At 71.7% G+C, this 22,685-nt stretch carries 21 protein-coding genes and 2 tRNA genes; 10 read left to right on the top strand and 13 right to left on the bottom strand.

Annotated elements, in window-relative coordinates; all coding sequences use genetic code 11:
• Positions 1 to 17: 17 nt before the first annotated feature.
• The 3 genes from ACZ4XX_RS04460 to ACZ4XX_RS04450 all read right to left on the bottom strand — a co-directional run bounded on the left by ACZ4XX_RS04460 (position 18) and on the right by ACZ4XX_RS04450 (position 3,098).
• Positions 18 to 1,511, bottom strand: coding sequence for a Stp1/IreP family PP2C-type Ser/Thr phosphatase (locus ACZ4XX_RS04460; RefSeq protein WP_468506488.1), 1,494 nt, complete (start codon positions 1,509 to 1,511; stop codon positions 18 to 20).
• 179 nt (positions 1,512 to 1,690) lie between these two features.
• Positions 1,691 to 2,218: an FHA domain-containing protein FhaB/FipA gene (locus ACZ4XX_RS04455; protein WP_468506487.1), complete on the bottom strand. Its 528-nt coding sequence runs from the start codon at positions 2,216 to 2,218 to the stop codon at positions 1,691 to 1,693.
• Between the two features lie 10 nt (positions 2,219 to 2,228).
• Complete coding sequence (locus ACZ4XX_RS04450; protein ID WP_468506486.1) at positions 2,229 to 3,098, bottom strand: FhaA domain-containing protein; 870 nt, start codon at positions 3,096 to 3,098, stop codon at positions 2,229 to 2,231.
• 684 nt (positions 3,099 to 3,782) lie between these two features.
• Here ACZ4XX_RS04450 and ACZ4XX_RS04445 point away from each other — a divergent pair.
• Positions 3,783 to 3,869, top strand: a tRNA-Leu gene (locus tag ACZ4XX_RS04445).
• Between the two features lie 330 nt (positions 3,870 to 4,199).
• On the opposite strand, the gene ACZ4XX_RS04440 is transcribed toward ACZ4XX_RS04445, so the two are convergent.
• From ACZ4XX_RS04440 to ACZ4XX_RS04430, 3 genes are all read right to left on the bottom strand, one after another.
• Positions 4,200 to 4,273, bottom strand: a tRNA-Met gene (locus ACZ4XX_RS04440).
• 88 nt (positions 4,274 to 4,361) lie between these two features.
• The gene (locus tag ACZ4XX_RS04435; RefSeq protein ID WP_468506485.1) at positions 4,362 to 5,009 is read right to left on the bottom strand and encodes an MBL fold metallo-hydrolase; all 648 of its coding nucleotides are present in this window, start codon (positions 5,007 to 5,009) and stop codon (positions 4,362 to 4,364) included.
• Positions 5,010 to 5,146: 137 nt separating this feature from the next.
• Positions 5,147 to 6,109, bottom strand: coding sequence for an aldo/keto reductase (locus ACZ4XX_RS04430; RefSeq protein WP_468506484.1), 963 nt, complete (start codon positions 6,107 to 6,109; stop codon positions 5,147 to 5,149).
• Between the two features lie 238 nt (positions 6,110 to 6,347).
• Between ACZ4XX_RS04430 and ACZ4XX_RS04425 the strand changes: the two genes are divergently transcribed.
• The 6 genes from ACZ4XX_RS04425 to ACZ4XX_RS04400 all read left to right on the top strand — a co-directional run bounded on the left by ACZ4XX_RS04425 (position 6,348) and on the right by ACZ4XX_RS04400 (position 12,833).
• The gene (locus ACZ4XX_RS04425; RefSeq protein ID WP_468506483.1) at positions 6,348 to 6,797 is read left to right on the top strand and encodes a MarR family winged helix-turn-helix transcriptional regulator; all 450 of its coding nucleotides are present in this window, start codon (positions 6,348 to 6,350) and stop codon (positions 6,795 to 6,797) included.
• 208 nt (positions 6,798 to 7,005) lie between these two features.
• Complete coding sequence (locus ACZ4XX_RS04420; RefSeq protein ID WP_468506599.1) at positions 7,006 to 8,784, top strand: sensor histidine kinase; 1,779 nt, start codon at positions 7,006 to 7,008, stop codon at positions 8,782 to 8,784.
• Between the two features lie 37 nt (positions 8,785 to 8,821).
• Positions 8,822 to 9,481, top strand: a complete 660-nt coding sequence (locus ACZ4XX_RS04415) for a response regulator transcription factor (protein ID WP_468506482.1) — start codon at positions 8,822 to 8,824, stop codon at positions 9,479 to 9,481.
• A gap of 208 nt (positions 9,482 to 9,689) precedes the next feature.
• Positions 9,690 to 11,183 (top strand): DUF2252 domain-containing protein, encoded by a 1,494-nt coding sequence (locus tag ACZ4XX_RS04410; protein ID WP_468506481.1) that lies wholly within the window; start codon positions 9,690 to 9,692, stop codon positions 11,181 to 11,183.
• A gap of 261 nt (positions 11,184 to 11,444) precedes the next feature.
• The gene (locus ACZ4XX_RS04405) at positions 11,445 to 12,431 is read left to right on the top strand and encodes a hypothetical protein (RefSeq protein WP_468506480.1); all 987 of its coding nucleotides are present in this window, start codon (positions 11,445 to 11,447) and stop codon (positions 12,429 to 12,431) included.
• Between the two features lie 57 nt (positions 12,432 to 12,488).
• Complete coding sequence (locus tag ACZ4XX_RS04400; RefSeq protein WP_467711088.1) at positions 12,489 to 12,833, top strand: rhodanese-like domain-containing protein; 345 nt, start codon at positions 12,489 to 12,491, stop codon at positions 12,831 to 12,833.
• Between the two features lie 82 nt (positions 12,834 to 12,915).
• Here ACZ4XX_RS04400 and ACZ4XX_RS04395 read toward each other — a convergent pair whose 3' ends face one another.
• From ACZ4XX_RS04395 to paaA, 6 genes are all read right to left on the bottom strand, one after another.
• Positions 12,916 to 14,049 (bottom strand): acyl-CoA dehydrogenase family protein, encoded by a 1,134-nt coding sequence (locus ACZ4XX_RS04395; protein WP_468506479.1) that lies wholly within the window; start codon positions 14,047 to 14,049, stop codon positions 12,916 to 12,918.
• A 121-nt stretch (positions 14,050 to 14,170) separates the two neighbouring features.
• Entirely contained in the window at positions 14,171 to 15,274 is a 1,104-nt protein-coding gene (locus ACZ4XX_RS04390; protein WP_468506478.1) for a 2Fe-2S iron-sulfur cluster-binding protein, read from the bottom strand.
• Positions 15,275 to 15,772 carry a 1,2-phenylacetyl-CoA epoxidase subunit PaaD gene (gene paaD / locus ACZ4XX_RS04385; RefSeq protein WP_468506477.1) on the bottom strand — a complete coding sequence of 166 codons (498 nt, stop codon included), beginning with the start codon at positions 15,770 to 15,772 and terminating at the stop codon, positions 15,275 to 15,277.
• Positions 15,766 to 16,506 (bottom strand): 1,2-phenylacetyl-CoA epoxidase subunit PaaC, encoded by a 741-nt coding sequence (gene paaC / locus ACZ4XX_RS04380; RefSeq protein ID WP_468506476.1) that lies wholly within the window; start codon positions 16,504 to 16,506, stop codon positions 15,766 to 15,768. Before paaC ends, paaD begins: the two co-directional genes overlap by 7 nt.
• The gene (gene paaB / locus ACZ4XX_RS04375; RefSeq protein WP_055599070.1) at positions 16,503 to 16,790 is read right to left on the bottom strand and encodes a 1,2-phenylacetyl-CoA epoxidase subunit PaaB; all 288 of its coding nucleotides are present in this window, start codon (positions 16,788 to 16,790) and stop codon (positions 16,503 to 16,505) included. Before paaB ends, paaC begins: the two co-directional genes overlap by 4 nt.
• Entirely contained in the window at positions 16,787 to 17,839 is a 1,053-nt protein-coding gene (paaA, locus tag ACZ4XX_RS04370) for a 1,2-phenylacetyl-CoA epoxidase subunit PaaA (protein ID WP_468506475.1), read from the bottom strand. The genes paaB and paaA overlap by 4 nt, the downstream gene beginning before the upstream one ends.
• A gap of 112 nt (positions 17,840 to 17,951) precedes the next feature.
• Here paaA and ACZ4XX_RS04365 point away from each other — a divergent pair, with 112 nt between their 5' ends.
• From ACZ4XX_RS04365 to ACZ4XX_RS04355, 3 genes are read left to right on the top strand one after another with little or no spacing between them, the layout of a single operon-like run.
• Positions 17,952 to 18,839 carry a DUF5819 family protein gene (locus tag ACZ4XX_RS04365; protein WP_468506474.1) on the top strand — a complete coding sequence of 296 codons (888 nt, stop codon included), beginning with the start codon at positions 17,952 to 17,954 and terminating at the stop codon, positions 18,837 to 18,839.
• Complete coding sequence (locus tag ACZ4XX_RS04360; protein ID WP_468506473.1) at positions 18,836 to 20,134, top strand: HTTM domain-containing protein; 1,299 nt, start codon at positions 18,836 to 18,838, stop codon at positions 20,132 to 20,134. Before ACZ4XX_RS04365 ends, ACZ4XX_RS04360 begins: the two co-directional genes overlap by 4 nt.
• Positions 20,131 to 20,808, top strand: coding sequence for a TrmH family RNA methyltransferase (locus tag ACZ4XX_RS04355; protein WP_468506472.1), 678 nt, complete (start codon positions 20,131 to 20,133; stop codon positions 20,806 to 20,808). The genes ACZ4XX_RS04360 and ACZ4XX_RS04355 overlap by 4 nt, the downstream gene beginning before the upstream one ends.
• 112 nt (positions 20,809 to 20,920) lie before the next feature.
• Here ACZ4XX_RS04355 and paaN read toward each other — a convergent pair whose 3' ends face one another.
• A complete protein-coding gene (paaN, locus tag ACZ4XX_RS04350) occupies positions 20,921 to 22,618 on the bottom strand; it encodes a phenylacetic acid degradation protein PaaN (protein ID WP_468506471.1) in 1,698 nt (565 codons plus the stop codon).
• Positions 22,619 to 22,685 lie beyond the last annotated feature (67 nt).

Below are 22,685 nucleotides of genomic sequence, written 5' to 3'. Positions count from 1 at the left end.
AGGCCCCCTACGGGTGCTTACTGCTTGCCGCAGTTCGAGGCCAGCTTCTGCTCCTCCGCGGTGAGGGTGGGACCCGGGGTCGGAGCGGCTGTGGTGGGCTTGGGGTCAGGGGTGGCGGCGCCGTCCGGCGTCTCGGCCGGCGGCTTGCTCGCCTGGTCGGCCGCCTTCTCGGCGGCCGCGCGGCGCTCCGCGGTCTTCTTGCAGGCCGTGGCCTGCACGGCCAGCTCGGCGATCTTCGTCTCGGCCTTGGCGAGGCTGCCGCCCGTGATCGTGTCCTCGACCTGCTTCTGCTGGTACGCGGGGAGGTACTTGAGTTCGATCTCGGGGTGGTCCTTCTCGACCTTCGACAGCGAGACCCAGGCCAGGTCCTGGCTGATGCCCTGGTACAGCGCCACGTGCTGGTCCTTGGACCCGACGAAGTACTGGGTCTGCGTCCAGCGCCAGCCGCCGTACAGACCGCCGCCGATGATCGCGAGGACGAGGATCAGGAAGAAGCTGCGCTTCAGCCACTTGCGGCCCTTGCGCGGCTTCACGAAGTCGTCGTCGGTGTACGACTCGAAGGAGCCCTCCGGGGGCATTCCGCCGTAGCCGTGGCCGTCGCCGCTTCCGGGCGGGCCGAACCCGCCGGCGGGCGGCTGCTGGTGCGGGGCCGGGCGACCGAGTCCGGAGGCGCGGCCTGCCGGGGTCTGCATCGCCCCGCCGTCGTTCAGCTGGGCGGCCTGGTTCTCGGCGACCGCACCCACGATGACCGGGGTGTCGCTGAGGTGACCGGCGAGGGTGTCGCCGCCGTCGACGTCCAGGACGTCGGCGACGATCACCGTGATGTTGTCGGGGCCGCCACCGCGCAGGGCGAGCTGGATCAGCTCCTGCACGGTCTCCTGCGGGCCCTGGTAGCTGGCGAGGGTGTCCTCGAGCGTCTGGTGCGAGACCACGCCGGACAGGCCGTCGGAGCAGATTAGGTAGCGGTCGCCGGCCCGGACCTCACGGATGGAGAGGTCGGGTTCGACGTGGTCGCCACTGCCGAGCGCGCGCATGAGGAGCGAGCGCTGCGGGTGGGTGGTGGCCTCTTCCTCGGTGATCCGGCCCTCGTCGACGAGCCGCTGGACCCAGGTGTGGTCCTGGGTGATCTGGGTCAGCACACCGTCGCGCAGCAGATAGGCGCGCGAGTCGCCGACGTGCACCAGACCGAGTCGCTGGCCGGTCCACAGCAGGGCGGTGAGCGTGGTGCCCATGCCTTCGAGCTGCGGATCCTCCTCGACCATCATCCGGAGCTGGTCGTTGGCGCGCTGCACCGCCGTACCGAGCGAGGTGAGGATGTCGGAGCCGGGGACGTCGTCGTCGAGCGTGACGAGGGTGGAGATCACCTCGGAGGAGGCGACCTCACCGGCGGCCTGGCCGCCCATGCCGTCCGCGATGGCGAGCAGCCGGGGGCCGGCGTAGCCGGAGTCCTCGTTGCCCTCGCGGATCATGCCCTTGTGCGAGCCCGCGGCGAATCGCAGGGACAGAGTCATGCGCACCTGCCCTGTCGACGCTGCATCGGGGTACAGCCGGTCTCGACCCACACTGCCCACCCTCCGGTCGCTCCGGTCACACCGGTCGCTCCAGTCGCTCCGGTCGGGAGCCCGGCACGGCCTTTGGCGGGGACCGTCCCGACTCGCTCGCTCCGCTCGCGCCTATTCATGATGTAGCACTACTTCCGCAGCTCGATGACGGTCTTGCCGATGCGGATCGGCGCGCCCAGCGGAATGGGTGTGGCGGTGGTGAGGCGGGCCCGGTCGAGATACGTGCCGTTCGTGGACCCGAGATCCTCGACGATCCACTGGCCGTCCCGGTCCGGATAGATCCTGGCGTGCCTGCTGGACGCGTAGTCGTCGTCCAGCACGATCGTCGAATCATGGGCCCGGCCCAGCGTGATCGTCTGTCCCTGGAGGGCGACGGTCGTGCCGGTGAGGGTGCCCTCGGACACGACCAGCTTGGTCGGGGCGCCGCGGCGCTGCCGACCACCGCCCGCGGTCTGCTGGCCGCGCTGCTGCGGAGGCGCGGCGGCCTGCCGCGCCTGCTGCTGCTGTTGGGGTCGCGCCTCTTGGCGCCGTGAACCGCGCTGGGTCACCCGCGTACCGAAGAGGTCGCTGCGGATGACCTGAACGGCCACGATGACGAACAGCCACAGAACGGCCAGGAAACCCAACCGCATGACCGTAAGGGTCAGCTCTGACATTGCCCCCGCTTCACCCTTCGGCTTGCCGGTAAACGATGGTGGTGCTGCCCACGACGATCCGCGAGCCGTCGCGGAGCGTAGCGCGGGTGGTGTGCTGCCCGTCCACCACGATGCCGTTTGTGGAACCCAGATCCTGGATCGTCGAGGGCGTTCCGGTCCGGATCTCGCAGTGCCGGCGGGAGACGCCGGGATCGTCGATCCTCACGTCCGCGTCGGTGCTGCGGCCGAGGACCAGGGTCGGGCGGGAGATCTGATGGCGGGTGCCGTTGATCTCGATCCAGTGGCGCACCTGGGCGCCCGCTCCCCCGTGCGTACCGGGGCCGGGGGCCGCCGGACGGCCTGCGGCGGCGGCTCCCGGCCGGTGGCCGGGAGCGCCGGGAGGCGGGGAGGCGGGCATGGGCGGGGCGCCGGCCGGGGGGTACCCGTATCCGCCGCGGCCCTGTCCCTGGCCCTGCTGCTGGTGGGGTTGCTGCTGGCCGCCCGCGGGCGGCTGGGACTGTGACGTACTCGACGCCAGGGTGCGGCTGCGGACGCGGTAAAGACCGGTGTCGAGGTCTTCGGCCTTCTCCAGGTGGACCTTGATCGGTCCCATGAAGGTGTACCGCTGCTGCTTCGCGTAGTCCCTGACCAGGCCGGCGAGCTCGTCGCCGAGCTGACCCGAGTAGGGGCTGAGGCGCTCGTAGTCCGGCGCGCTCAGCTCCACGATGAAGTCGTTGGGGACGACGGTCCGCTCGCGGTTCCAGATCTGCGCGTTGTTGTCGCACTCCCGCTGGAGCGCGCCCGCGATCTCGACCGGCTGGACCTCGGACTTGAAGACCTTGGCGAAGGTGCCGTTGACCAGACCTTCGAGACGCTGCTCGAAACGCTTCATGACTCCCATAGGGCACCTCCTCCGTCGTTGTCGTCCTGGTACTGCTTACTGATCGTATCCACGCGTCGGGAAATCGGCTGGTTCCCCTTCTCTGCCCTGTGGACGAGTGTCACCTCTCACAGGCTTTCCCCACGGATCGTAGAGGCGGCCTGTGGACAGTGTCCCGCACCCGGCTGTGGGAGCGGGGGCTCGGTCGAGGTCTTGGGGGGTTCGGGGCCGGTTCGGGGCCGGTTCGGGGCCGGTTCGGGGTGGATCCGGGGGTGGTTCGGGGCTGGTGTGGGGCTGGTTCGGGGCCGTTTCGGAGCGGGTTCGGGGCTGGTGTGGGGCTGGTTCGGGGCGGCTCTGGAGCGGGTTCGGGGCTGGTTCGGGGCGGATCGGCGTGGAGCCGGGGCTGGTTCGGGGGGCGGCCCCGGACGGGTTCCGGGTGATGCATCCCTCTTCTTGACCCTCCTCCCTCTTCTCCCTCTTCCTCCCCTTCATCCCTCTGGCTTCCTTCGCGTCTCCCTTTCTCCCCGTCTCCCGGGGGCCTTCCCGACCCTCCTTCCCCCCTACGAGCATCTGTCCCTCCCTCACCTTGGTCTGCGTGAGCGGAGGCCAAACAACGGATGTGAATCCACGGTCTGCGACGTGCTAATCTTCTGATGTCGCCAGGCGCTCGCACCGAAAAGTGAGAGTGTCCGGAGCACACCCAATGCGCGGGTGGCGGAATAGGCAGACGCGCTGGATTCAGGTTCCAGTGCCCGAAAGGGCGTGGGGGTTCAACTCCCCCCTCGCGCACCAGTAGGAACGGTCGGCATCGTGATCACGATGCCGACCGTTTCGTTTTCCCCCGATGTGACGGGGTGCGGCATGCGGCCTCGGGTGGACTGACCGTGTGGGGTGTGAGGTAGCTCGCACACCTGCAGCCCGGGTCGCGGTCAGGGGGCCGTGAGGCCGAGGCCGGGCAGCCGCGCGGCAGAGGCCGGGCAGCCGCGCGGCAGAGGCCGGAGGCCCGGAGGGCAGAGACGCGGGTTCGGGGCCGAGTTCGGAGGCACTCCGGTGCGGGGGATCGAGTTCGGGGCCGGAGGAATGCGAAAGGGGCCCGGCTGATGCCGGGCCCCTTTCTTCTCGTAGCGGGGACAGGATTTGAACCTGCGACCTCTGGGTTATGAGCCCAGCGAGCTACCGAGCTGCTCCACCCCGCGTCGGTAATGCCACTCTACACAAGTCCGAGCCCGCCCCCGCCCACACGCCATGACCAACGTCACACCCACCGCCCGGCGATGGTGCGGGTCATCGGATTCCCGTCCGGTCGAGGAACGACATGGGGCCGTGTCCGGTGAGCAGCAGGGTGTTCTCCGGGCAGAGCCCGGTGACCATGTGGAGGGAGTCCTCCATGCTCGTCGGACTCGCGGTCGGCGCGTCCGCACGGCCCCGGCCGCTCGCGAGCAGGGTGTCTCCGGTGGCGAGCAGGGGCTCGTCGCCGCCGTCGAAGCGGAACATCACCGAGCCGCCGGTGTGCCCGGGCGTGTGCAGCACCGTGACGGTGCCTGCGGCGAAGGCCAGCTCTCCGCCCTGCTCGGGAAGTTCGCGTACCTCGTCGGGCTCCCGGTCCGGGTGTCCCACGAGCAGATCGCGGGGGAACGAGTCGGGCAGGCCTTCGGCGGGAGCGCCGAGTTGGTAGCGGTCGGCCGGATGGATCCAGGCCGGGACGCGGTAGTGCCGGGCGAGCGGAACGGCGTCCCAGGTGTGGTCCATGTGGCCGTGGGTGATGAGGATGGCCTCGGGTTCGAGGCGGTGGGTGCGGACGGCCTGCAGAACCGCGTCGTGGGAGTCGTGCCCGGGATCGACGACGAGGCAGGGACTCCCCGGTCCGGCGGCGACGATGTGGACGTTCGTTCCGAACCTGCCGGTGGTGGCGGACAGGACGAGCATGCGCATGGCTTGGGACCCTTGGTGTTCAGCGTGCGCCGGCCTGCTGCGGGTTGGGTTCAGCGCGGCGATCGGCTGTGGTGGTGTTCAGCGCGCGCCGGCCGGCTGCGGGTTGGGTTCAGCGCGGCGATCGGCTGTGGTTGTGTTCAGCGCGCGCTGACCGGTTCCGGCAGGGCGGCGAGCTCGGCCAGGGCCTCCGGCGGGAGGGTCAGGGAGCCGGCCTCCACGTTGTCCTCCAGGTAGCGGCGGGTCTTGGTGCCCGGGATGACACCCACGTGCTGGCCCTGGGCCAGCACCCATGCGATCGCCACCTGGGCGACCGTCGCACCGAGGGAGTCGGCCAGGGTCCGGACCCGGTCGACGATCGCCTGGTTGGCGGTGATGGCCTCGGGCTGGAACCGCGGGATCCTGTGCCGTCCGTCCGCCGTCGGCAGGTCCTGCGGGCTGCGGATCAGGCCGGAAAGGAAGCCCCGCCCGAGCGGGGCGAACGCGATGAACGCGATCCCCTCGCGCCCGCAGTACTCCACCACTCCGCTCTTGAGGGCGTCCCGGCTACCCAGCGAGAGCTCGCTCTGCACGGACGCCACCGGGTGAACGGCGTGGGCCCGGCCGATCTCCGCCACCGAGGCCTCGGAGAGCCCGATCGCGCCGAGTTTTCCCTCCCGCACCAGCTCCGCGAGCGCGCCCCAGCTCTCCTCGACCGGCACCTCGGGGTCGATGCGGTGGAGCTGGTAGAGGTCGATGTGGTCCACGTCGAGCCGCCGCAGGCTCGCGTCGACGGCGGCGCGCAGATGCGCGGGTCGGCCGTCGCGGTGGCTCCTGTAGGTGGCCGGGTCGTCGACGACGAGCCCGCCCTTGGTCGCGAGCAGCGCCTTCTCGCGATACCCCTTGAGCGCCTTGCCGACCAGCAGTTCGTTGGTGAACGGGCCGTACTGGTCCGCTGTGTCGATCAGGTCGACGCCGAGGTCGAGGGCGTGCCGTACGACCGCGACGGACTCGGTCTCGTCCCGGCCGAGCTCGTCGTATCCCCACGACATGCCCATGCAGCCGATGCCGACGGACGCGAAGGTCCGTCCCGAGCAGCCCAGTCGGATTCTGCGCATGGTCATGCGCACCGCCTCTCCCGTTGTGCCCCCGTGGAGTCCGTGCGCTCGTTCCGCGTTCCGGACGCCCCGTCATGTTCAGGCAGGACTCTGCCATAAGACATGGACATTCACTAGTGGCAGTCTTCGTTTTTATGACAGAACTCTGGCATAGCGGTCCGCTGGTGGAGAGGGGTGGGAGAGGGGGCCGGTGGCCGTGACGCGGCCCCTTAGTTCGTCCTCTGTCCTATGGGAGACTGCTGACATGGCGAAGACGACGACGGAGACGGTCGCCGCAGGTCGACTCGGGCACACGATCAAGAGGGCCGAGCAGGCCCTGATCGGGCGCAAGACGGAGGCGCTGCGGGAGTTCGGTCTGACAGTGCCGCAGTACGCGGTCCTGATGCTGTTGTCGGTCTCGGACGGCATGTCCGCGGCGCAGCTGGCACGCGAGTGCATGGTCACGCCGCAGACGATGGCCACGGTTCTGACCAACCTGGAGAAGGCCGACCTGGTGGTCAGGGAGCCCTCGGAACTGCACCAGAAGGTCGTGGTGAACAGGGCGACCCGGGCCGGCCGGGCCGTCGTGAAGAAGGCCGACAAGGCGGCGCTTCGCGTCGAGGGGGCGCTGGGCGCCGAGTTCACGCCCGAGGAGAGGGCGCGGTTCGAGGAGTACCTGGAGCGGGCGGTCGCCGTTCTGGGAGCGCTCGAATAGACGGCCGTGGGCCGCGAGTGGACAGTCGTGGGCCGCGAGCTCTGGGCTGAGAGCCGCGGGTGGCAGGTAGTGCTGCGCGCTGCGGTGGCAGGTGGTGCTGCGCGCTGCGGGTGGGCGTCCGAGGGGTGCGACTTTTGTCGACGAGGGGTGCGACGAAAGTGGGACGACCCGGGGCCGGGCTGCCGCCTACGGTGCGAGCGTGGACGTTATGTCGAAGTCGGGGACCCGGAATGCGCACCGGATCGCGGCCGCGCTCGCCGCAGGGTGGGCGTGGTTCGCGGTGCCGGGGCAGTGGTCGGGGCGCAGGACCACCGGTGAGGTGGCGCTCGCCGCGGTCGTCGCGCTGCTCGGCGCCGGGACCGAGGACCTCCTGGGCGGCGAGGGATGGGTGCTGGGCGCCGTCGCCGCCGGGTCCGCCCTGCTGTCCCTCGTGCGGCGCAGACTTCCCGCGAGCGTCCTCGTCCTGACCGCGGGACTCACGCCCTTCGTGCCCGGCTTCGGGCCCCTGCTGCTGGTCGTCGGCTGGTCCTCCGGCCGGTACATCGCGGGGGCGGGCCGCGCGCTCGCCGCGTTCATCGCCGCCTTCGTCCTGAACGTCGGGGGGAGTCTCGTGGGGCCCTGGGAGGGGGGCCGACTCCTCACCATCGCCCTCACGGCGACCCTCTACTACCTGGGCACCACCCTGGCCCCCGGGCTCGCCCACCGCTACTGGACCCAGCGGCGGACCCTGCTGCACGCGCTCCAGGAGCGCAACGCCCAGCTGCTGCGGGAGCGGACCATGGTGGTCGGGCAGGCGCGGCTGCGGGAGCGGCAGCGGATCGCCCAGGACATGCACGACAGCCTCGGGCACCAACTGGCCCTGATCGCCGTCCACACCGGAGCCCTGGAGGTGGACCGGGAGCTGAGCGAGCGCCAGCGCGAGGTCGTCGGCGTCCTGCGGAACGCGTCGGTGACCGCGATGCACGAGCTGCGGGAGGTCGTCGGGATCCTGCGCGACGGGATCGAGGCCGCCGACGGTTCGGCGGCGGCGCCCGGTCGGTCCGGGGACGAGACGGGCCGCGCGGCGCGGGGGATCGCGGGCATCGAGGGGCTCGTGGAGGCGGCACGCACGGCCGGCACCTCCGTCGGCCTGAGACGGTCGGGGGAGGAGCGGTCACTGGCTCCGGCCGCCGACCACGCCGCGTACCGGATCGTCCAGGAGGCCCTCACCAACGCCTACAAGTACGCGCCGGGGGCGGCGATCGGCGTCGACCTGCGGTACGAGCCGGACACCTTCGTCGTCGAAGTCCTCAACGAGAGACCCACGGACGAGCCGGCGAAGGACGTGGTGAGCGGCGGACAGGGGCTGACCGGTCTCGCCGAGCGGGCCCGACTGGTGGGCGGCATGTGCCATGCGGGTCCGGCCGACGGCGGCGGCTTCCGGGTGGCCGGGATGCTGCCCTACGGGGCGGCGCCCCTCGCGGAAGCAGCGCCTTTGGTCGATGCGGCCGACGACTTCCGGCAGCAGACCACGAAACCGCTGGTGGGCGATGGTCGTCCGGTCGTGGTCGGACCGGCCGACTGGACATTCACCGAGCGGGAGCTGGCCATGGCGGTACGCGGGGGAAGAGGCAGAAGCACGGGCGGTTCGATCGCGCTCGGCTGCGGGATCGCGTTCGCGGCGCTCGTCCTGCTGGTGGTGGCGGCGGGCCTCGGCATCTACTTCCTGATGGGATCGGTGAAGGAGGGGATGATCGAGCCCGCGCAGTACGACGCGGTGAAGGTCGGGGCCCCGGAGAAGGACGTACGCGGCCAGCTCCCGTCCGGCGACACGATCGCCACGGCCGGACTCAGCGGCAAGGGACCGGCACAGCCGGAGGGCGCCGACTGCCTGGTGCTGATGTCCTCGGAGCTGAGCGACACCTTCGAGAAGGAGCCCGTTTTCCGGTTCTGCTTCAAGGACGGCAAGCTGATCGAGAAGAAGTCGTACGAGGTCGAGGCGCGTTAGCGCCGACCCGCCCGTACCGGAGCCGTGGGGAGTAGCTGTGGCAGGGCAGCCCATCAGGGTCGTGATCGCCGACGACGAGCCGCTGATCAGGGCCGGGATCCGGATGATCCTCACCTCTGACCCGGAGATCGAGGTCGTCGCCGAGGCCGCCAACGGCCGGGAGGCGGTCGAGGCGACCCGGGCGCACGCCGCCGACGTGGTGCTGCTCGACATCCAGATGCCGGTGCTCGACGGCCTCTCCGCGCTTCCGGAGCTGCGCCGGGCGGCGCCGACGGCCCGGGTGATCGTCCTGACGACCTTCGGAGAGCGGGACAACGTCCTGCGCACCCTGGAGCACGGGGGCGCCGGGTTCCTGCTGAAGGACACGGCACCCGCGGAGCTGATCCGGGCCGTCCGGGCCGCCGCGGCGGGCGACGCGTATCTGTCACCGGCGGCGACCCGGCATGTCGTGGAGCGGCTCGCCACGGGCCGGGAGGCGGCCCGCGCCGAGGAGGCGCGGGGGCGGGTCGCGGGCCTGAGCGACAAGGAGCGCGATGTGCTGGCGCTGCTCGGCGAAGGGCTCTCCAACGCGGACGCGGGGAAGCGGCTGCACATGAGCGAGGCCACGGTGAAGACGTACGTGAGCCGGATCCTCGCCAAGCTGGACTGCGAGAACCGGGTCCAGGCGGCACTGCTCGCACGGGACGCGGGGCTGTAGCGGGCCGTACGAGGCCGCTTGCATGCGCTGCCCGCGATGCGCCGCTCACGGGGGGACAGAGAGTGGGTCAGCGGAGGAGACGGAGGACGCTGCTTCCCTCCGAGGAGTTATCCACAGGTGCTTGTCCACAGGGGGAGACGACCCCTCGGGTGCGGCGGTACCTTCAGGCCGGATGATGTTGGACTTTCTCATCGGGGGAGGGCAGGCCATGGACGACAACCAGGTCGTCATGCCGGGACAGCGCGGCATGGCCGGAGCACCGGACGGCGGGTCGGACAGCGGCTCGGACGACGTGCGCGTGCCGCACGTGCCGGGCTTCGCCCGCCGCGCCGCCGTCGACGGCAGGACAGCCGCAGCCTCCCCCAAGCAGCGCGGCAAGGCACTCCGCGAGCGCGTTCCGCGCTCCGCCCACCGCCAGCCCGCCCTCGCCGCCGACCGGCCCGACGCCGTCCGGGCCGTCGAGGAGTCGAACCGCGACCGCGTCCCCGCACTCGCACCGATACGGGTCGGCAGGATGGCGGCCAGCCCCTTCACCTTCCTGCGCGGAGCGGCCGGGCTCATGGCCCAGGACCTCGCAGGCACCCCCGTCACCGGGATCGCCGCCCAGCTGTGCGGCGACGCCCACGCGGCCAACTTCGGGCTCTACGGAGACGCGCGCGGCCGGCTCGTCATGGACCTCAACGACTTCGACGAGACCGTCGTCGGCCCCTGGGAATGGGACCTCAAGCGGCTCGCCACCTCCCTCGTCCTCGTCGGCCGGGAAGTGGGCGCGAGCGAGGACGTGTGCCGGGCCGCCGCCTTCGACACCGTCGGCGCCTACCGGCGGACCATGCGGCTGCTCGCCCGGCTCCCCGCCCTCGACGCCTGGAACGCGATCGCCGACGAGGAACTCGTCTCCCACACCGACGCCCGCGACCTCCTCGGCACCCTGGAACGGGTCTCCGCGAAGGCCCGCAACAACACCAGCGCCCGGTTCGCCGCCCGCTCCACCGAGGCCGTCACCGACGCCGAGGGCGGCGGCCGCCGCTTCGTGGACGCTCCCCCGGTCCTGCGGAGGGTCCCGGACGCCGAGGCGGCCGCAGTCGCCGCCTCCCTCGGCCCCTACCTGGAGACCGTGTCCGAGGACCGGCTGCCGCTCCTCGCGCGGTACGCCGTCCACGACGTCGCCTTCCGGGTCGTCGGCACCGGAAGCGTCGGCACCCGTTCCTATGTCGTGCTGCTCCTCGACCACCGGGGCGAGGCACTCGTCCTCCAGGTGAAGGAGGCCCGTCCGTCCGCGCTGCTGCCCCACCTGCCGACCGCCGGATTCGATGTACCGGACGCCGGCCACGAAGGACGCCGTGTGGTGCTCGGACAGAAGCGCATGCAGGTCGTGAGCGACATCCTGCTCGGGTGGACCACGGTGGAGGGGCGCCCCTTCCAGGTGCGCCAGTTCCGCAACCGCAAGGGCAGTGTCGATCCCGCCGCGCTCACCGTGGACCAGGTCGACGACTACGGCCGGATGACCGGAGCGCTGCTCGCCCGCGCTCACGCCCACAGTGCCGACCCGCGCCTGATAGCCGGGTACTGCGGGAAGAACGAGGAGTTCGACGAGGCCGTCGCCGCGTTCGCCGTCTCCTATGCGGACCGCACCACCGCCGACCACGCCGACCTGCTCACCGCCGTCCGAGCGGGCCGGATCGCGGCAGAACTGGGCGTCTGACCGCCGACCCGAGAAGGCCGGAGGCCGCGCCGACGCGACGCCGGACGGCGGAGCCGTCCGTGTCGGCGCGACGCCTCGACGGCACAGCGGTCCGCGCCGGCGCGACGCCACGGCACGGGGAGGACGAGCGCTGCGGCGTGATGCCCCGGTCCGGGGCACGAGGGGGAGGGTGGGGAGGGGGAGGGGAGGGGGGGAGGCCCCCTCGGAAGGACCGTAGGCTGGGTGGGACGAGCCGGAACGAGGACGTGGGCGGGCGTAGACGTGAGCGTGCACCAGGGTGCGAACGAGAACCCCGAGAGCGAGCTGCCTCAGGACGAGCCGTCCGCGAGCGAGCCGCTTCAGGACCAGCCGCTTCAGGACCAGTCGTCCGAGAGCGAGCTGCCTCAGGACCAGTCGTCCGCGAGCGGGTCGCCGCAGCAGGAGACGGGCCGGGACGAGGCGCCGGTCGGCGAGACGCCGCGGGGCGAGCAGGACGAGCGGCCCGAGGCGAGGCTCGAGCGGGCCGTTCGGGTGGCCGAGCAGGCGTTGATCGAGTTCGAGATCGCCGTCGAGACCTTCCGCGTCGAGGTGGACAACTTCTCGCGGCTGCACCACCAGAAGCTCGGCCCGATGTACGCGCGGCTCGACGAGCTCGACGCCCGGATCGCCGAGGCGCGGGCGGCGCGGACCGGTGATCCCGAGGACCTTCGGCGTGCACAGGAGGCGCGGGCCGCGGTCATGCCGATGCCCGGGGTGGACGAGCTGTTCCACGACTGGATCGACTCCGACGGCTTCTCCCCCGAGGCCGAGGCCATGCTCACCGACCGCCCGGTGCGGCCGCCGAAGCGGGTCCGTCCCAACGAGGAGGTCCGCAGGCTCTACCGGGAACTGGCCCGCAAGGCCCACCCCGACCTGGCCCGCGAGGAGGACGAGCGGAAGAGGCGCGAGGAGTTCATCACCCGGGTGAACGCCGCCTACGCCCGCGGCGACGAGGCCGTCCTCCGCGAGCTGTCCGCCGAGTGGGAGGCCGGTCCCGTGCCGGCCGAGGAACGGCTCAGCGAGAGCGAAGAGCTGTACGCGCGCCTCGAGTGGCTGGCGCAGCGCAAGGACATGCTGTCGGCGCTGGCGCGCGATCTGGAGGAGAGTGCCATCGGCGCGATGCTGCGGATGGCGCCCGAAGACCCGGACCGTCTCCTGGAGGAGATCGCGGAGCAGCTGCTCGCACAGGTCTCCGAGCGGGAGAGCGAGCTGGCCGGGCTGGTGCAGTAGGTTTTTCCGTGCGCTCGAGACCCTTCGGGCGGTACTGATCGAGAGAAGGCCGGTCCCATGAATTTCTCCCCTCTGCCCTCGGTGGACGCGGCTTCCGTGCCGGCCGATGCCCTGGTGCTGGACGTCAGGGAGGACGACGAGTGGGCGGCCGGGCATGTCGACGGCGCGCTGCACGTGCCGATGAGCGACTTCGTGGCGCGCTTCGGTGAGGTGACCGAGGCGGTGGCCGAGCGCGGTCGCGCGTATGTGATGTGCCGGGTGGGTGGCCGGTCGGCGCAGGTCACGCAGTACCTGGTGCAGCAGGGCTTCGACGCGGTGAACGTCGAGGGCGGCATGCTCGCCTGGGACGGTGCCGGGCGCCCGATGGTGGCGGGTACCGGAAACCCGGCCTTCGTTCTCTGACGGAACCGGGCCCGACCGGCTTCGACCGGCCCCGCCCCGCCCTGCCCGGATCCGACCGGATCCGACCGGCTCCGGTCGGGGCTCAGTCGAGAGGGTGGGCGGCCAGGAGGTCGCCCAGGGCCTCCTCGTGGGCCGCGGCGGGGCCGAGCGACAGCTCCAGGTGTTTGGCCCAGGCGTGGAAGCGGTGCAGCGGGTAGTCGGTGTCGGCGCCGAAGCCGCCGTGCAGGTGCTGGGCGGTCTGCACCACCCGACGTACGCCTTCGGAGGCCCAGATCTTCGCGACGGCGATGTCCCCTTCGGCGGGGAGTGCCGCTTCGGCTCCGCCGGCCAGACGCCATGCCGCCTGCCAGAGGGTGACCTCCATGGCGCGCAGGTCGATGTAGCGGTCGGCGGTCTGGACGGCGACGGCCTGGAAGGTGGCGACGGGGTGGCCGAACTGTTCGCGCTTGCCGGTGTATTGGCTCGTCATGGTGAGGACGGCCTCGCCGAGGCCGAGGGCGAGCGCGCAGGTGCCGGTGGTGAGGAGTCCGCGCAGCCAGTCCCAGGCGCCTTCGGTGTCGATGACGTCGGTGCTGTCGAGGCGGACGGCGTCGAGCCGTAGTTCCGCGAGGAGTTCGCCGCTGGTGGAGTACTGCGCGGTGAGGGTCAGTCCGTCGTGTGCGCGGGGCAGCAGGGCGAGGACGGTGGCGCCGTCGGGGGTGTGTGCCGGTACGGCGATGAGGTCGGCGCCATGGGCCCAGGGGACGGCGGTCTGCAGGCCGTCGAGGACCCAGTCGGTGCCGTCGCGGCGTGCGGTGACGGCGCGTTCGGCGGGGTCGTGGCCGGTGCGTCCCTGGGAGGCGGCGGTGAGGACGAGTTCGCCGCGGCTCACGCGGGGAAGCAGTACGGCGGCCGTGTTCGGGGGCGCGTACCGCTCGACGGTCATGGCGACGGCGCTGGTCTCCAGGAGGGGGACGCGGGCCAGGACGCGGGCCGATTCGCGCAGGACGAGGCAGAGGGCGACGGGGTCGAGCCCGCCGCCGCCGTGCTCCGGGGACACCACGAGGCCGAGGAGGTCGGCGGCGGCGAGGCGGGACCAGAGCGGTCGGTCGAGGTCCTCGGACACGGCGCCCGCGGTGAGGGCGGGGCTCGGTACCGCGTCGGGCGTGACGCCCGAGAAGACCGCCTTGGCGGCCTCGACGGCCGCCTGCTGTTCTTCGGTGAAGGTGAAGTCCACTGCCCTGCCCTCCCGTTGTGCCCCTGCTGTTCCTGACGGTTCGTCAAGATAGAACAGGTTCTAGTGGAAGGGAATGGCGGCGCCACAGTCGGGTCGGGGCGTGGCGCCGGCTTCTCCTGTGTCAGCGGTCGAAGTCCAGCTCCACGTCCGGGGTGACCGGGTGGGACTGACAGGCCAGGACGTAGCCGGCTTCGGTCTCTTCCGGTTCCAGCGCGAAGTTGCGGTCCATCCGCACCTCTCCGCCGACGAGGAAGGCGCGGCAGGTGCCGCACACGCCGCCCTTGCAGGCGTACGGGGCGTCCGCGCGGGAGCGGAGCACCGTGTCGAGGAGGGTCTCGCCGCGGTCCACCGGCCAGGTGCCGGACCGGCCGTGCAGGGTGGCGGTCAGAGTGGCGTGCGCAGGGGTTTCGGCGGAGGGGACCGGGGTGGGCGCGGAGCCATCGTCGACGTGGAAGATCTCCTGGTGGATCCGGCCGCGGTCGACCCCGAGGCCGCGCAGGGCGTGCTCGGCGCCCTGGACGAGTCCGAAGGGGCCGCAGAGGAACCAGCCGTCGATGGTCTCGACGGGCAGCAGCGAGGGCAGGAGCGAGGTGAGGCGCTCGCGGTCGAGCCGTCCGGACGGCAGGCCCGCCTGCTGTTCCTCCCGGGAGAGGACTGTGACCAGCTGGAAGCGGCCGGGGTAGCGGTCCTTCAGGTCGGCGACCTCGTCGAGGAACATCGTGGACGCGGCGGTGCGGTCGCTGCGGATCAGGCAGAACCGGGCCTCGGGCTCGCGGGCGAGCAGGGTGGCCGCGATCGACAGGACCGGGGTGATGCCGCTGCCGCCGACGACGGCCGCGAAGTGGCCGGGGCGCGGGGTGAGCGAGAAGCGGCCCATCGGTTCCATGACCTCGACGAGGTCGCCGACGGCCAGTTCCTTGAGGGCGTACGTCGAGAAGGCGCCGCCGTCGACGAGCCGGATGCCGACGCGCAGGACGGGGGCCTCGCCGGCCGGGGTGGCGGGGGCGCAGATCGAGTACGTGCGCCGGATCTCCTCGCCGTTCTCGCCGGTGCGGCGCAGGGCGAGGTGCTGGCCGGGGAGGTGCCGGTACGTGTCGTGGAGCTCGGGCGGGACGGTGAAGGTGACCGCCACGGAGTCGTCCGTGAGCTGCTCGACCTCGCTCACCCTGAGGGGATGGAACCCGGCCCGTCCGCCGACCCGGGCGCCCACGCCTGAGGACTCCATCTACAGCTCCTTGAAGTGGTCGAACGGTTCGCGACAGGCGGTGCAGCGGCGCAGGGCCTTGCACGCGGTGGAGGAGAATCGGCTGAGGAGTTCGGTCTCGGTGGAGCCGCAGTTGGGGCAGCGGATCGCGAGGGTCAGCGGTACCGGGCCGCCGGCCGGGCCCTGGGGGCGGGGCGGCGCGACGCCGAACTCGGCGAGCTTGCGGCGCCCTTCCTCGCTGATGTCGTCGGTGGACCAGGCGGGGGCGAGGACCGTGACGACGGAGACCTCCGGTACTCCGTGCTCGTGGAGTGCGCGCTCGATGTCCGAGGACATGGTCTCGACGGCGGGGCAGCCCGTGTACGTGGGAGTGAGGGCGACCTCGACCCGGCCGGGTCCCGTGACGTGGACGCCGCGCAGGACGCCGAGCTCCGCCAGGGTGAGGACGGGCAGTTCGGGGTCGAGGACGGCGCCGGCGATCCGGCTCAGTTCCTCCTCCAGGGCCGTCGTGGTCACCATGTCGCCCCCGGGTGGCTGCGGTGGAGGTGCTGCATCTCGGCGAGCATCCGTCCGAACGACTCGGTGTGCAGGCCCTGCCGGCCGGCGCCCGCTGCCCAGGCGCCGGTGCGCGGCCCCTCGGGCACGGTGAGCGTGGCCCTGCCGAGGACGTCGGTCACCGAGGCCAGCCAGGCGCTCTCCATGGCCGCGTGGTCCACGTCGATTCCCTCGACGGGCTGGAACAGTTCGCCCGTGTACCGCCAGAGGGCGGTGCAGGCCTGCTGCATGCGGCGGTGGCTCTCGTCGGTGCCGTCGCCGAGGCGCAGCGTCCAGTGCTCGGCGTGGTCCTGGTGGTAGGCGACCTCCTTGACGGCCTTGGCCGCGAGGCCGGCGAAGGGTCCGTCGCCGGAGGCCAGCTGACCGTACAGAAGTCGCTGGTAGGTGGAGAAGTAGAGCTGTCGGGCGATGGTGTGGGCGAAGTCGCCGTTCGGCTGCTCGACCAGCTGGGCGTTCCGGAAGGAGCGCTCCTCGCGGAGGTAGGCCAGTTCGTCCTCGTCGCCGACGAGGGAGAGCAGGACGCGGGCCTGGCCGAGGAGGTCGAGCGCGATGTTGGCCAGGGCGACGTCCTCCTCGAGGACGGGGGCGGAGCCCGCCCACTCCCCCAGGCGGTGGGAGAGCACGAGGGCGTCGTCGCCGAGGGCGAGGGCGGCGCCGGTGATCACGGCTGCCCCGCTCGGGGCCGGGGTGGTGCTCACAGGTGCTTCACCCCCTCCGGGATCTCGTAGAACGTCGGGTGGCGGTAGGGCTTGTCCGCGGCCGGCTCGAAGAACGGGTCCTTCTCGTCGGGCGAGGAGGCGGTGATCTCGGCGGAGGGCACGACCCAGATCGAGACGCCTTCGCTCCTGCGGGTGTACAGGTCACGGGCGTTGCGCAGGGCCATCTCCGCGTCGGGTGCGTGGAGGCTTCCCGCGTGGGTGTGGGACAGTCCGCGGCGGGAGCGCACGAACACCTCCCACAGCGGCCAACCGTCGCTCGTCATGCCTGTGCCTCCCCGTGCTTGCCGGTGTGCTGGTGCTGCTCGGCGTGGTGCTTGTCCACGCGGTGTTTCTCGGCGTAGGCCGCCGCGGCTTCTCTGACCCAGGCGCCGTCCTCGTGGGCCTGGCGCCGGCGGCTCAGCCGCTGCTCGTTGCAGGGGCCGTTGCCCTTGAGGACGTCCCAGAACTCGGCCCAGTCGATGGCGCCGAAGTCGTAGTGCCCGCGCTCCTCGTTCCACTTGAGGTCGGGGTCGGGGAGGGTGAGTCCGAGGGCCTCGGCCTGGGGCACGGCGATGTCGACGAAGCGCTGCCGCAGCTCGTCGTTGGAGTGCCGCTTGATCTTCCAGGCCATCGCCTGGGCGGTGTGGGTGGACTCGTCGTCCGGGGGGCCGAACATCATCAGCGAGGGCCACCACCAGCGGTCCACCGCGTCCTGCGCCATGGCGTGCTGGGCCTCGGTGCCGCGGGAGAGGGCGAGCAGTGCCTCGTACCCCTGGCGCTGGTGGAAGGACTCCTCCTTGCAGACCCTGACCATGGCCCGGGCGTACGGCCCGTAGGAGCAGCGGCACAGCGGGACCTGGTTGGTGATCGCGGCGCCGTCCACCAGCCAGCCGATCGCGCCGACGTCGGCCCAGGTCAGCGTGGGGTAGTTGAAGATCGAGGAGTACTTCTGGCGGCCCGAGTGGAGCTTGTCGAGCAGCTCGTCGCGGCTGGTGCCGAGGGTCTCCGCGGCGCTGTACAGGTACAGGCCGTGGCCGGCCTCGTCCTGGACCTTGGCCATGAGGATCGCCTTGCGCCGCAGCGAGGGCGCGCGGGTGATCCAGTTCGCCTCCGGCTGCATGCCGATGATCTCTGAGTGGGCGTGCTGCGCGATCTGCCGGACGAGTGAGGCCCGGTAGGCCTCGGGCATCCAGTCGCGCGGCTCGATCCGCTCGTCGGCGGCCACTGCGGCGTCGAACACGGCCTCGTAGGCGGCCTGCTCCGCCGCCACGGCCGCGTCCGACACGCCGGGCGCGCCCGTGGTCTCTGCCGTCCCTGCCGTCACTGCGGTCATCGGACTCCCTACCGACCGATCGTTCGGTTGAATGACTTCAATGGTGAGTCGGCGGCCCGTATGGTGTCAACCCTGTGGATAACCGAGGTGGGCCGATCGGGATCGGGGCGGGATGGACGCGTACGTCGAAAAAGGCGCCGCCGACGCGGACGACGGCCGTCCGACACCCCCGTCGGACACCGGGAACGTCGGCCTGGCGGACACCGGGAACGTCGGCCTGGCGGACATCGGAAACGTCGGCCTGGCGGACATCGGAAACGTCGGCCCGTCGGGTCCCGTGACGGAACCCGTCGCGGGTTCTCCGGCCGATGGTTCGGCCGCGTCTCCCTCGGCGGAGCGCGCGGGCGTCGGGATCATGGCCCTTTCGATGCCCTACCAGGTCGTCCTCGCCGTGGCGCTCGCCGTCGCCGGGGTCTTCGCGTGCGTCCATCTGGCGATGGTCTTCCTGCACGTCGCGCCGTCCAACACGTTGACCAAGCGGCACGGCCAGGCCGTCGACGACTGGATCTATCCCGAGTTCGAACAGAACTGGAAGCTCTTCGCGCCCAACCCGCTCCAGCAGAACATCTCCGTCGAGGTCCGGGCCGAGATCGTCGCCGCCGACGGCAGCCGCAGCACCACCGGCTGGATCGACCTCACCGCCCAGGACGCCGAGGCGATCCGGCACAATCCGATGCCCAGCCACGCCCAGCAGAACGAGCTCCGGCGGGCCGTGGACTTCTATTCCAACTCGCATTCCGAGGACCACACCCCCAACGGGATGCGCGGCCGCCTCTCGGAGGAGTACATGCGCCGGTTCGCGATGCTGCGCCTCGCGGACCGGTCCGGTGTCGTGGAGCGGGTCCAGCTGCGTACCCTCACCCGGGCCGTCCCCGCCCCCGACTGGAGTTCCGAGAAGACCGACACCGCTCCCGTCCACCGTGACTTCCCGTGGTGGCCGGTCACCGACGCCGACCGGCCCCTCGGGGCCGACCGGAGCCGCACGGAGGCGGGCCGATGAGCACTCCCACTCCCAGCCCCACTCCTGCCCCCGGCCCCACCCCTGCCTCCCCCTCCGCAGCCTCCACGCCCGCGCGTGGCCGCGCCCGCGAGCCCTTCGACCGTCGGCTCGCCCGCGCCGTCCAGAACGTCACGGGCCGCTCCCTCGGCCCGTACCAGACCGCGATCGTGCGGATCGGCTTCTCGCTGACCTGGCTGGTCTTCCTGCTGCGCGAGCTGCCGTTCCGGCACGAGCTGTACGGCCCCGACGGCCCCTGGTCCTGGGAGATGGCCCGCCGGCTGATCGCCGACAACCGGTCCTTCACCGTGCTCATGTGGTCGGACGGCCGACTCTGGTTCGAGCTCGTCTACGGGCTCGCCGTGCTCTCGGCCGTGCTGCTGCTGCTCGGCTGGCGCACCCGCGCCGTGTCGGTGGTCTTCATGGCCGGCGTGCTCTCGCTGCAGAACCGGTCCGTCTTCGTCGGCGACGGCGGCGACAACGTCCTCCACCTCGCCGCGATCTACCTCGTCCTGACCCGCTGCTCCCAGGTGTGGTCCCTCGACGCCCGGCGGGCCGCCCGGGAGGCCCGCGCCGCGCACGCCGGTGAACCCCCGCGCCACGATCGCGTCGGCCCCCTCCTGTGGACGGTGCTCGGCGGGTTCCTCCTCGCGACCACCTGGTTCAGCCAGGTCACCGGCGAGTGGTGGCTGCCGGTGCTGCTGTGGGTCCTGTGGCTGGGGAACGGCCTGTGGTGGCTGGTGTGCCGGTTCGCGCCCGGGGAGCCGCGCACGCTCCTCGACGCCCTCGCGAACCTCGCCCACAACGCCGCCCTCGTCGTGATCATGGCGGAGGTCTGTCTGATCTACGCCACGGCCGGCTGGTACAAGATCCAGGGTTCGCGCTGGCAGGACGGCACCGCGCTGTTCTACCCGCTCAACCTCGACTACTTCACGCCCTGGCCCGCCCTCTCCGAGCTGCTCGGGACCAGCGGGGTCATGGTGATGCTGCTGACCTACGGCACGGTGATCGTGCAGGTCGCCTTCCCGTTCACGCTCTTCCACCGCAAGGTCAAGAACGTCCTGCTCGTCGTGATGATGCTGGAGCACGCCGGGATCGCGGTGCTCCTCGGGCTGCCGGTCTTCTCGCTCGCGATGATCTCCGCCGACGCCGTGTTCCTGCCGACACCGTTCCTGGTGGCGCTCGGCGCCCAGGTCGTACGGGGCAGGGACCGGCTGTGGCGGCGGACGCCCGCAGGGACGGTGCCCGAGCAGCGCCGTACGGGTGAGGAGCACGGTCCCCGTACCCTCGTCGGGTGAGCACCACCGAAGAGACGGCAGCGCCCGAGGCGTCGGAGCCGGTCCAGTACGACGAGGGTTTCGGCCACGAGATCGGCGTCGGTCCGCACCCCGGGCCGTGGCCCGAGGGCGAGCGGTACGACCCCGAGCTGCTCGCCGACGGCGACCGGCGCAATGTCGTGGACCGCTACCGGTACTGGACGCGGGAGGCTGTCGTCGCCGACCTGGACACCCGGCGGCACGACTTCCACGTGGCCGTGGAGAACTGGGGCCACGACTTCAACATCGGTTCGGTGGTACGGACGGCCAACGCGTTCCTGGCGAAGGAGGTCCACATCGTGGGCCGGCGGCGCTGGAACAGGCGTGGCGCCATGGTCACCGACCGCTACCAGCACGTCCGGCACCACCCGGACACCGAGTCGCTGACCTCGTGGGCGGCGGCCGAGGGCATCCCGGTCATCGGCATCGACAACCTGCCGGGAGCCGTACCGCTGGAGCGGACCGTGCTGCCCCGCCGGTGTGTGCTGCTCTTCGGGCAGGAGGGCCCGGGGCTCACCGAGGAGGCCCGCGCCCATGTGGAGACGGTCTGCTCGATCGCCCAGTTCGGCTCGACCCGCTCGATCAACGCGGGAGCGGCCGCCGCCATCGCCATGCACGCGTGGGTCCAGCGTTACGCGGAGATCGAGTCTCCCTAGCGGAGATCGAGCCCTGGGCGGGGGATCGAGCCTCCGGGCGGGATCGAGCCCGTGCGGGAGGTCGCCCGGGGAGCCGCGTGGAGGCCCCTGGGAGCCTCCACGCGGGTGTGCCTCAGGCTTGGCGGCGGACCTCCACCACCCGGAAGCGGTTGGAGACGAAGGCGCCGTCGCACAGGGCGGCGTTCGCCGCCGGGTTGCCGCCGGAGCCGTGGAAGTCGGAGAACGCGGCGGTCTGGTTCACGTAGACCCCGCCCGTGAGGTTCAGCGACAGCTGCGCCGACTCCTCCAGGCAGACCTCCTCCACCGCGCGCTCGACGTCCGCCGAGGTCGTGTAGGCCCCGACCGTCATCGCGCCCTTCTCCCGGACCGTGCGCCGCAGCAGCTCCAGGGCGTCGGCGGTGGAGTCCACCGAGACGGCGAAGGAGACCGGGCCGAAGCACTCCGAGAAGTACGCGGCCTCGGTGTCCGGCTTGGAGCCGTCCAGCTTCACGACGACCGGCGTACGCACCACGGCGTCCGGGTACTCCGGGTTGACGACCTCGCGGGAGGCGAGCGCCACCTCGCCGAGGCCGGCGGCGGCCTCGAGCCGCGCCTTCACGTCCGGGTTGACCAGGGCGCCCAGCAGACCGTTCGCCCGGGCGTCGTCGCCGAGCAGACCGCCGACCGCCGCGGCGAGGTCGGCGACGACCTCGTCGTACGACTTGGGGCCCTGGTCGGTGGTGATGCCGTCGCGCGGGATCAGCAGGTTCTGCGGGGTGGTGCACATCTGGCCGCTGTACAGGGACAGCGAGAAGGCCAGGTTGGCGAGCATCCCCTTGTAGTTGTCGGTGGAGTCGACCACCACCGTGTTGACGCCGGCCTTCTCTGTGTAGACCTGCGCCTGGCGGGCGTTGGTCTCCAGCCAGTCGCCGAAGGCGGTCGAGCCCGTGTAGTCGATGATCCGGATCTCGGGGCGCACGGCCAGGGTCTTGGCGATGCCCTCGCCCGGCCGCTCGACGGCGAGCGCGACCAGGTTCGGGTCGAAGCCGGACTCGGCGAGCACCTCACGGGCGACCCGCACGGTCAGCGCGAGCGGCAGCACCGCGCGCGGGTGCGGCTTGACCAGGACCGGGTTGCCGGTGGCGAGGGAGGCGAACAGGCCCGGGTAGCCGTTCCACGTGGGGAAGGTGTTGCAGCCGATCACCAGGGCGATGCCGCGGCCGACCGGGGTGAACTCCTTGCTCAGCTCCAGCGGGTCCCGCTTGCCCTGCGGCTTGGACCAGTCGGCCCGGCCCGCGGGGGTGCGGGTCTGCTCCGCGTACGCGTACGCCACGGCCTCGAGGCCGCGGTCCTGGGCGTGCGGGCCGCCGGCCTGGAACGCCATCATGAACGCCTGGCCGCTGGTGTGCATGACGGCGTGGGCGAACTCGTGGGTGCGGGCGGAGATCCGGGCGAGGATCTCCAGGCAGACCAGGGCGCGGGTCTCGGCCCCGGCGTCGCGCCACGCACCCGCACCCGCGCGCATCGCGGGGAGCAGGACGTCGATGTCGGCGTGCGGGTACTCGATGCCGAGCTCGGGGCCGTACGGCGAGGTCTCGGCGCCGGTCCAGCCGTCCGTGCCGGGCTGGTCGAGCTCGAAGCGGGTGTTCAGCAGGGCCTGGTGGGCGGCGAGGCCGGCCGCCGCGTCGAGCGAGCCGTCCTCCCCGTACGCCTTCGGGTGCTCGGGGTACGGCGACCAGTAGGCACGGGTCCGAATGGTGTCGAGCGCCTGGTCGAGCGTGGACCGGTGCTTCTCGGCCAGTCGGTCGGTGGTCGGCAGAGCGGTGGCCATGGGTGGACCAACTCCTCGTCGAGCTGGGCAGGGAGACACGTACGGAGTTAGAGTAACCGAACGATCG

The sequence above is a fragment of the Streptomyces sp. NPDC029956 genome (assembly GCF_055574655.1).
This window is presented reverse-complemented; position numbering and strand designations above follow the sequence as displayed.

Bases quoted from the DNA above. Each gene is read 5' to 3' on its own strand.
- ACZ4XX_RS04400 (WP_467711088.1), top strand. From the start codon at position 12,489: ATGAATTTCTCCCCTCTGCCCTCGGTGGACGCGGCTTCCGTGCCGGCC.
- ACZ4XX_RS04435 (WP_468506485.1), bottom strand. From the start codon at position 5,009: ATGCGCATGCTCGTCCTGTCCGCCACCACCGGCAGGTTCGGAACGAAC.
- ACZ4XX_RS04420 (WP_468506599.1), top strand. From the start codon at position 7,006: ATGTCGAAGTCGGGGACCCGGAATGCGCACCGGATCGCGGCCGCGCTC.
- paaN (WP_468506471.1), bottom strand. From the start codon at position 22,618: ATGGCCACCGCTCTGCCGACCACCGACCGACTGGCCGAGAAGCACCGG.
- ACZ4XX_RS04390 (WP_468506478.1), bottom strand. From the start codon at position 15,274: ATGGAGTCCTCAGGCGTGGGCGCCCGGGTCGGCGGACGGGCCGGGTTC.
- ACZ4XX_RS04460 (WP_468506488.1), bottom strand. From the start codon at position 1,511: ATGACTCTGTCCCTGCGATTCGCCGCGGGCTCGCACAAGGGCATGATC.
- ACZ4XX_RS04450 (WP_468506486.1), bottom strand. From the start codon at position 3,098: ATGGGAGTCATGAAGCGTTTCGAGCAGCGTCTCGAAGGTCTGGTCAAC.
- paaB (WP_055599070.1), bottom strand. From the start codon at position 16,790: ATGACGAGCGACGGTTGGCCGCTGTGGGAGGTGTTCGTGCGCTCCCGC.
- ACZ4XX_RS04410 (WP_468506481.1), top strand. From the start codon at position 9,690: ATGGACGACAACCAGGTCGTCATGCCGGGACAGCGCGGCATGGCCGGA.
- ACZ4XX_RS04360 (WP_468506473.1), top strand. From the start codon at position 18,836: ATGAGCACTCCCACTCCCAGCCCCACTCCTGCCCCCGGCCCCACCCCT.
- paaA (WP_468506475.1), bottom strand. From the start codon at position 17,839: ATGACCGCAGTGACGGCAGGGACGGCAGAGACCACGGGCGCGCCCGGC.
- paaD (WP_468506477.1), bottom strand. From the start codon at position 15,772: ATGGTGACCACGACGGCCCTGGAGGAGGAACTGAGCCGGATCGCCGGC.
- ACZ4XX_RS04430 (WP_468506484.1), bottom strand. From the start codon at position 6,109: ATGACCATGCGCAGAATCCGACTGGGCTGCTCGGGACGGACCTTCGCG.
- ACZ4XX_RS04455 (WP_468506487.1), bottom strand. From the start codon at position 2,218: ATGTCAGAGCTGACCCTTACGGTCATGCGGTTGGGTTTCCTGGCCGTT.
- ACZ4XX_RS04425 (WP_468506483.1), top strand. From the start codon at position 6,348: ATGGCGAAGACGACGACGGAGACGGTCGCCGCAGGTCGACTCGGGCAC.
- ACZ4XX_RS04365 (WP_468506474.1), top strand. From the start codon at position 17,952: ATGGACGCGTACGTCGAAAAAGGCGCCGCCGACGCGGACGACGGCCGT.